We start from the raw sequence: 7143 nt of genomic DNA on the forward strand, positions 1-7143 counted from the left end.
CACCCACCCAGGGAGCAGCCTTGCCGCACCTCAACGTCCGGACCCGTACCGCCGTCGCCATCGCGCTCGCCCTGGGGGTGGCGACGGGACCGCTCGCCGCCCCGGCCCTCGCCGTGCCCGCCGCTCCTCCCAGCGCGGCGCACGCTTCGGTCACCGGGCCGGACGCGGTGGCCCTGCGCGCCGCGCTCGCCGGGCTCCCGGGGCCGGACGCGACGGCCGCGCTCGTCCGGGTGGGCGGCACGGACGGGGCCTGGCACGGCAGTGCCGGCGTGCACGATCTGCGCAGTGGTCGCGACGCCGACCCGGACGCGCTCTTCCGCGCCGGTTCCACGACCAAGGTGGTGACCGCGGTGCTGGTGCTCCAGCTCGCGGCGGAGGAGCGGATCGACCTCGGCGCACCGGTGGAGGAGTACCTCCCCGGGCTGCTGCCCGCCGCCTTCACCGAACCCGTCACCGTGCGGCAGCTGCTCAACCACACCAGCGGCATCCAGCCCGGCGACGGCTTCGGGGAGTCCTTCGAGGAGGTGTACGCGCACCGCTTCGACACGCTGACCCCGGAGGCGGTGGTGGCCTCGGCGGTCGCGAAGGGCCCGGAGTTCGGCCCCGGCGACGAGCAGCACTACCTGAACGTGAACTACACGGTCCTCGGGATGCTGGTCGAGAAGGTCACGGGCCGCTCGTACGCGTCCGAGGCCGCCCGGCGGGTGTTCCGGCCCGCCGGGATGCGTCACTCGTACTTCCCCGGCACCACCCCATGGATCCACGGGCCGCACAACCGCGGCTACCAGGCGGTCCAGGAGGCCGACGGCACGACCCGGCTCGTCGATGTCACCGACTGGAACCAGGCGGACCGCTGGGCGGCGGGCGACATGATCTCGACGACGGCCGACCTGGAGCGCCTGGTGACCCGGCTGTTCCGCGGCGACCTGGTGCCCGGGCCGCAGTTGGCGGAGATGTTCACCGTACCGGCGGGCATCGCGGGCGCCGACATGAGCGCCGGTCTCCAGCGCTTCGAGTACGGGGGCAGGGTCCTGTGGCTCAAGTCGGGCGCCCGGTACGGCTACACGACCATGGTGGGAGCCACCCGCGACCTCTCCCGCACCCTCGCCTACTCGGTCAACTCCACGGACGCGAAGGGCGAGGCGATGAACCCTGTGGCCGAGCGGATCGCCCGCGCGGCCCTGAAACCGTAGAGGGACCCGGAGTTCATGATCACCGGCCGGTTCCAGCCCCGCGGGCGCGATCCGCGGCGGCGAGCGATACGCGCTGGCCCCGATTCGGCCGCAGGCTCTAAGGTCGACGCATGGCAGCGCAGACATCAGGGGCGGCGGGCACTCCGGACCCGGCGGGCGCCGCGCGGGCGGCCGCTCCGGCCGGCGGCGAGAGCGTACGGGTCGACAGCTGGATCTGGGCCGTGCGTTTGGTCAAGACGCGTTCGGCGGGCGCCGCGGCCTGCAAGGGCGGCCATGTCAAGGTCAACGGGACGAGCGTGAAGCCCGCGTACGCGCTGCGCGTCGGCGACGAGGTGCGGCTGCGCCGGCCCGGCGAGCACGAGCGGCTCGTCGTGGTCAAGCGGCTGATCCGCAAGCGGGTGGGGGCGCCGGTGGCGGCCGAGACCTACGTGGACAACTCACCGCCGCCCCCGCCGCGCGCGGCGATCGCCCCGGTCGGCATCCGCGACCGGGGGGCAGGCCGCCCGACCAAACGGGACCGCCGCGAACTGGAACGCCTCCGCGACGTCTTCGGGCAGGACCCCGGCCAGGAGCGGGACCCGGACACGGGCCGGCGCTGAGCCGAGGCCGCGCGGTTGGATCGCGGCCCAGAGCGAGAAAGCCCGGGCCCTCGCCCGAGACCCGCGCGGGCGGGCCCCGGCCCAGAGCGAGAAAGGCCGGACGCCGCCCGGCACCCGGCCGAGGCCGGACCACCGTCCAGCCGAGCGGCACCGCGGGAGGGACAGCAACTCACGGGCACGGGCCAGGGCCCGGCACGAGGAGGACCCGGACGCCCGGGTGGCCCCGGCCCAGAGCGAGAAAGCCCGGACGCCACCCGGGACCCGGCCGAGGGTGGACCACCGTCGGACGCAGCGGCGCCGCAGGAGGGACAGCAACTCGCGGGCACGGGCCAGCGCCCGGCGCAGGACCGGGCCTTGCCCAGCGCTGAGCCGGGGCCCACGCTGGTGGGTCCCGGCCGGGCGGGTGGTGGGCGGGGCACCGTCAGGCGGTGCGCCGCGTGAGGAGGGACAGCAGCTCCGCGTTGCGGGTCCGGTGGGACCGGGCGAGGGCGGCGAGCGGGACGATCAGGATCAGCGGTGTCGCCGCGTTCTGGCCGTCGAAGGCGACAATCTGCGTGGCGCAGGCGCCGACCATGAGCGCGCTGAGCCCGATCGGCGCGAGACCGGAGAGCACCGGCACCAACAGGCCGATCGCCCAGGCCAGTTCGAGCGCGCCGATCGCGTACATGCCGGGCGCGCCCCACCCCAGGGAGTCGAACGCCTCCACCGCGGCCGAGGCGGCGAAGAGCTTCGGCAGTGCGCTCGCGAGGCCGAAGAACGCGGCGAGCAGGATCGCGGTCGTGCGCAGAGCGATCCGGGCGCGCCGGGAGCGGGCGGGGACGGCGGCAGGTGCGGTGGCGGCGGCGAGGTGCGTCATGGCGGTCTCCTGAGCGGTGGGAGCGAGCGGTCGGTCACTGTCACCGGACAAGACCGGCACCGCCGCCGGAACTCATCGCCCCCGGGCCCACAGAATCCCGCCCCGGTCCGCCCACGGACCGGCCGCACGACGACCCGTCACACCGGGATCGCCCGCACCCAGCTGCGGTCCTCCGTCAGATACCGGTCGACCTGCAACCCGGCCTCCGCCAGCGCCCGCTCGAACTCTTCGACCACCATCGGGCGGATACGGTACGTCTGCGTCCACACGGCATCCGGGAAGACGTACTCCACCTTCACCGAGCGCACCCCGCCCCCGATCGGCTCCGAGGACAGCTTGCGGATGACGGCCCCGTCCGGCAGGACGTGCTCGCGCGGCAGGCCCACGTGGACACCGTCCCGCTCCCGCTCGATCAACACGCAGCCGCCGTCGGCGACATGGCGCCGGCACGTGTCGAGCAAAGCCCGGCCCGTCGCCGGCTCCCCCGTGTTGACCAGGATCGACGCGAGCATCACCACGTCGAATCTCTCGCCGAGGTCGAGCCCCTCGATGGTGCCGGCCACGGTGCGCGCCCCCCGCACCCGCTCCAGCATCTCCACCGACTCGTCCACCGCCGTCACCTGGAACCCGCGCTCCACCAGCGCATGGGTCACCCGGCCCACCCCGCAGCCGAGTTCGAGCACGGAGGCGCCCGCAGGCACGGCGCCCGCGATGATCTCCGGCTCGCGCTCGACCGGCAGTCTCGAGTACAGCTCCACGGCACAGCCGTCCGGCGTGATGGCCCCCGGCCCCGTCCCCTCATGTCCCGTACGCATTTCAAGGCTCATGCACAGCAAACGCACGGCCCCGCCCTCGCGTTCCCCGCAACGCCGTACGCAGCACCGGCGGTCGCCCGTTCACATCGGGAACCAGCCGTCCCCCACGTACCAGTGCCCGCCCGCGTCCAGATGGTCGAGGACGGCGCGCTGCACGCTCGTGCGGCGCGGCAGCAGCGCGCGCGGCGTCCCGGTGCCGCCGAAGACGAACGCGACCGGGATGTCGTCCTGCGCCTCCTCGTCCATGGGCGCCAGGGCGAAGCGGTCCTGGAAGCGGACGATGTTGGAGCCGGCCGGCAGGTACCGCCGCAACTGCGGGTCCAGCAGCCAGGACTGGCACACCGCGACCGCGGCCGGCTCCTCGGGGAAGTGCCGCGCGAAGAACGTCCGGGCCCGCGCGATCGAGTCGTCGCACGCCTGCGCCGACAGCGGCCCGCGGAAGTCCGGGATGTGCACCCCCAGCACCGGATCCCCGGGCCCGGTGCCCGCGCCCGCCGCCGCGAGCCGCTCCGCGGCCCGCCGTCCCAGCCGGTACCGCTCGAACTGGAGGCGGCCCAGCTGGAACAGCTCGCCCCGGAAGTGCCGAGTGGGCCACCACGGCACGAACAGGCCGGTCGTACCGGAGCGCCTGCGGTGCACCGCGAGGTTGCGGCCGAGGTCGGCGAGCGTACGCCGGGACACGTCGTCGGGGATGCCGCGCGCACGGTGCAGGGCCCGGGTGTGGGGCAGCGCGGCGACGAACACGAACACGGCGAAGCAGCGGCCCAGCGCCCCGGCCGCCGCCGGGAACAGCGGCAGGCCCGTGCCGCGCCCCGGCTCCCCGGCCCGCCACAGCACTCCGCTGACGGCCCGCTCCAGCAGGGCCCGCAGCTCGGGCGAGGCCAGCAGCCGCGCCCCCAGCCGCACCAGCTCGTTGACGTCCTCATGGGGCACGGCCAGGTCGAGCAGCACATCGGGCAGGTCGAGCGCGCCGGGCAGGTCGGCGGCGAGCCGGGGTATCGCCGGGTTCTCCAGCGCCGCCAGCCAGTCGGCGCACGCCTCGTCGGCCTTCAGTACGTCCAGCACTCCCCGCTCCTTCACTCGTGGCACCCTGGAAGGGAGCCTCTTCGTCACGAGGGGATGGTGACCATGCATCTGGTGCATCCGGTGCGGACGGGTGACGAGCCGGTCACCGCGCGCAGTCCCCTGCGGTTGCGGCTGGGCCTGGCCCTGTTCGGCGTCGTCTGGGCGGTCTTCGGGACGATCGCCTTCCTGCTGGCGCACCGCCCGTGGTGGGCGCTGGCCTGCGGGCTGCTGTGGCTGATCGCGACGGTGGACGTCTTCGTGATCGCCCGCCACCTCCGTCAGGGACCGCACTACCAGCCCGGCCGCGACGTCCCACCGTACCGAAAGGCGCCCTGACCGTCCGGGGCCGGGCGCGGGGCGCCGGCCGGCGGGTCAGTCGTCGAAGCGGGCCGCCGCCAGGTACTCGGGCTGCGGGTCGAGCGCCGCGGCGAGCCGGAAGTGCCGGCGCGCCTGCTGCGGGCGCGACCACCGCTCGTAGGTCCGTGCCAGGGCGAAGTGCGCGAACGCGTTGTCCGGCTCCCGCTCCAGGACGATGGAGAACTCCAGCTCCGCGGCGCGCAGTTGGGCCGCGGCGAAGAACGCGCGGGCCCGCAGCAGCCGCGCCGCCGTGTTCTCGGGGTGGGCCGCGATCACATCGTCCAGGAGCTTCACCGCGCCGCGCGGGTCCCGAGCGGCCAGCAACTGCTCGGCTGCGCGGTAATCGATGACGTGCGTCTCCGGGGTGGCGTCGGGCACGGTGGGCTCCCTTCCGGTGCGGGCCGGTCGCTCAGCTCAACACCGCGGACCGGGACGGCTATTCCTGCCCCCGGCCCGCGCCGGACCCCCGCGCGCGGAGCCCCGTCCTACCGCGCCGCCCGCGCCCGGCGGGCCAGGTCGGCCCAGACCGCGTCGACCTGTTCTGTCAGCCGCGCCTGCGTCCCGTCGTTGTCGATCACGATGTCGGCGATCGCGCGGCGCTCGTCCCGGGTGGCCTGCGCCGCCATCCGGGCCCGCGCGTCCTCCTCGGTCATGCCCCGCTTGCCGACCAGCCGGTCGAGCTGGGTCGTTGGACTGGCATCGACGACGATCACCAGGTCGTAGAGGGGGGCGAGGCCGTTCTCGGTGAGCAGCGGTACGTCGTGGACGACGACGGAGCCGGGCCCGGCGGCGGCCTCCAGCTCGGCGGAGCGGGCGCCGACCAGCGGGTGCACGAGGGCGTTCAGGCGGGCCAGCTGCTCGGCGTCGGAGAAGACGATCGAGCCGAGCCGCGGCCGGTCGAGCCTGCCCTCCGGGGTGAGCACCTCGCGGCCGAACGCGTCGACGACGGCGGCGAGCCCCGGTGTGCCGGGCTCGACCACCTCGCGCGCGATCCGGTCGGCGTCGATCAGGACCGCCCCGCGCTCCACGAGCAGCCGGGACACCTCGCTCTTTCCGGCGCCGATTCCGCCGGTCAACCCCACCTTCAGCATGAGCGAAAGCTTAGGGCCTGCCGCGGCGCTCCGGCGTGGGCCCGGCGCCCGGGCGGTCAGCCGTCTCCCTCGCGCTCGGCGAGGAACTTCTCGAACTCGAGCCCGATCTCGTCGGCGGAGGGGATGTCCACCGGCTCGGCCAGCATGTTCCCCCGGGACTCGGCGCCCGCGGCCGCGTCGTACTGGTGCTCAAGTCCCTGGACCAGGGCGACCAGTTCCTCGTCGCCCTCCTGGATCTGCCGGTCGATCTCGGTCTGGGTCCGGTGCGCCTCGGTCCGCAGTCCGTGGGCGATGGCCGGCAGCACGAGTCCGGTCGCGGCGGTGATCGCCTCCAGGACGGTAAGCGCGGCGTCCGGGTAGGCGGAGCGCGCGATGTAGTGCGGGACGTGGGCGGCGACACCGAGGACGTCGAACCCGGCCTCCATCAGCCGGTACTCGACCAGCGCCTCGGCGCTGCCGGGCACCTGCGCCTCGTCGAACGGGCTGCGGTGGCCGGGGACCAGCTCCGTGCGGTTGCCGTGCGGGGTGAGGCCGACGGGCCGGGTGTGCGGCACGCCCATCGGGATGCCGTGGAAGTTCACCGCGAGGCGCACGCCGAGCCGCTCCACGATCTGCTGCACGGCCGCCGCGAACCGCTCCCACTCGACGTCGGGCTCCGGCCCCGCGAGGAGCAGGAAGGGGGCGCCGGTGGCGTCCTGGACGAGCCGCACCTCCAGCGAGGGCACCTCGTAGGCGCTCCAGTGGTCGCCCTTGAAGGTGAGCAGCGGGCGCCGGGCCCGGTAGTCGACCAGGCGGTCGTGGTCGAAGCGGGCCACGACCTGGTGGGGCAACGAGTCGAGCACCCGCTCGACGATCTGGTCGCCGGTCTCCCCCGCGTCGATGTATCCGTCGAAGTGGTAGAGCATGACAAGGCCGGCGGACTCCTGGGCGAGCGCCATGTCCACCACGGCGAGGCCCTTCGGCTCCCATGTGTACAGATCCTGCGCATCAAGCACTGTGACCGCTCCTCCTCGTGTTCGTAGGGAGAACGCGCAAGCAACCCCCCGGCATTCCCACTGCCAGGGGCACGGGGGTCGTCGCCGTCCCCAACCACCTGCACGCCGAGGTCGCCGCCGCACTGCTGCGCCGCGGCATCTGCGTCTTCCTGGAGAAACCCGTCTGCCTCAC

9 protein-coding genes and 1 pseudogene are annotated in these 7143 nt (G+C 74.3%); 4 read left to right on the plus strand and 6 right to left on the minus strand.

The window, feature by feature from the left end; genetic code table 11:
• The first annotated feature begins 20 nt into the window (after positions 1–20).
• Together ABZY33_RS22495 and ABZY33_RS22500 are read left to right on the plus strand one after the other, a co-directional pair.
• Entirely contained in the window at positions 21–1193 is a 1173-nt protein-coding gene (locus ABZY33_RS22495) for a serine hydrolase domain-containing protein (protein WP_356493400.1), read from the plus strand.
• 110 nt (positions 1194–1303) lie between these two features.
• Positions 1304–1792: a S4 domain-containing protein gene (locus ABZY33_RS22500; protein ID WP_356493401.1), complete on the plus strand. Its 489-nt coding sequence runs from the start codon at positions 1304–1306 to the stop codon at positions 1790–1792.
• Positions 1793–2213: 421 nt separating this feature from the next.
• On the opposite strand, the gene ABZY33_RS22505 is transcribed toward ABZY33_RS22500, so the two are convergent.
• The 3 genes from ABZY33_RS22505 to ABZY33_RS22515 all read right to left on the minus strand — a co-directional run bounded on the left by ABZY33_RS22505 (position 2214) and on the right by ABZY33_RS22515 (position 4477).
• Positions 2214–2648, minus strand: a complete 435-nt coding sequence (locus ABZY33_RS22505; RefSeq protein ID WP_356493402.1) for a DoxX family protein — start codon at positions 2646–2648, stop codon at positions 2214–2216.
• A gap of 137 nt (positions 2649–2785) precedes the next feature.
• On the minus strand, positions 2786–3463 hold the full coding sequence (locus tag ABZY33_RS22510) for a class I SAM-dependent methyltransferase (RefSeq protein ID WP_356493403.1): 678 nt from the start codon (positions 3461–3463) through the stop codon (positions 2786–2788).
• Between the two features lie 81 nt (positions 3464–3544).
• On the minus strand, positions 3545–4477 hold the full coding sequence (locus ABZY33_RS22515; RefSeq protein WP_356493417.1) for an acyltransferase domain-containing protein: 933 nt from the start codon (positions 4475–4477) through the stop codon (positions 3545–3547).
• Between the two features lie 114 nt (positions 4478–4591).
• Here ABZY33_RS22515 and ABZY33_RS22520 point away from each other — a divergent pair, with 114 nt between their 5' ends.
• Positions 4592–4864 carry a DUF6343 family protein gene (locus ABZY33_RS22520; RefSeq protein ID WP_356493404.1) on the plus strand — a complete coding sequence of 91 codons (273 nt, stop codon included), beginning with the start codon at positions 4592–4594 and terminating at the stop codon, positions 4862–4864.
• A gap of 36 nt (positions 4865–4900) precedes the next feature.
• On the opposite strand, the gene ABZY33_RS22525 is transcribed toward ABZY33_RS22520, so the two are convergent.
• The 3 genes from ABZY33_RS22525 to ABZY33_RS22535 form a co-directional block, all read right to left on the minus strand.
• Positions 4901–5263, minus strand: a complete 363-nt coding sequence (locus tag ABZY33_RS22525) for a tetratricopeptide repeat protein (RefSeq protein ID WP_356493405.1) — start codon at positions 5261–5263, stop codon at positions 4901–4903.
• Between the two features lie 107 nt (positions 5264–5370).
• The gene (gene coaE / locus ABZY33_RS22530) at positions 5371–5976 is read right to left on the minus strand and encodes a dephospho-CoA kinase (protein ID WP_356493406.1); all 606 of its coding nucleotides are present in this window, start codon (positions 5974–5976) and stop codon (positions 5371–5373) included.
• A gap of 56 nt (positions 5977–6032) precedes the next feature.
• Positions 6033–6971: a PAC2 family protein gene (locus ABZY33_RS22535; RefSeq protein WP_356493407.1), complete on the minus strand. Its 939-nt coding sequence runs from the start codon at positions 6969–6971 to the stop codon at positions 6033–6035.
• A 77-nt stretch (positions 6972–7048) separates the two neighbouring features.
• Between ABZY33_RS22535 and ABZY33_RS22540 the strand changes: the two are divergent.
• Positions 7049–7143, plus strand: a pseudogene (locus ABZY33_RS22540) (Gfo/Idh/MocA family oxidoreductase); the annotation flags it as partial.

It is taken from the genome of Streptomyces sp. NPDC006552 (assembly GCF_040611655.1).
GTDB lineage: Bacteria > Actinomycetota > Actinomycetes > Streptomycetales > Streptomycetaceae > Streptomyces.

Coding starts and splice junctions, on each gene's coding strand:
- ABZY33_RS22500 (WP_356493401.1), top strand. CDS start 1,304: ATGGCAGCGCAGACATCAGGGGCGGCGGGCACTCCGGACCCGGCGGGC.
- ABZY33_RS22505 (WP_356493402.1), bottom strand. CDS start 2,648: ATGACGCACCTCGCCGCCGCCACCGCACCTGCCGCCGTCCCCGCCCGC.
- ABZY33_RS22510 (WP_356493403.1), bottom strand. CDS start 3,463: ATGCGTACGGGACATGAGGGGACGGGGCCGGGGGCCATCACGCCGGAC.
- ABZY33_RS22520 (WP_356493404.1), top strand. CDS start 4,592: ATGCATCTGGTGCATCCGGTGCGGACGGGTGACGAGCCGGTCACCGCG.
- coaE (WP_356493406.1), bottom strand. CDS start 5,976: ATGCTGAAGGTGGGGTTGACCGGCGGAATCGGCGCCGGAAAGAGCGAG.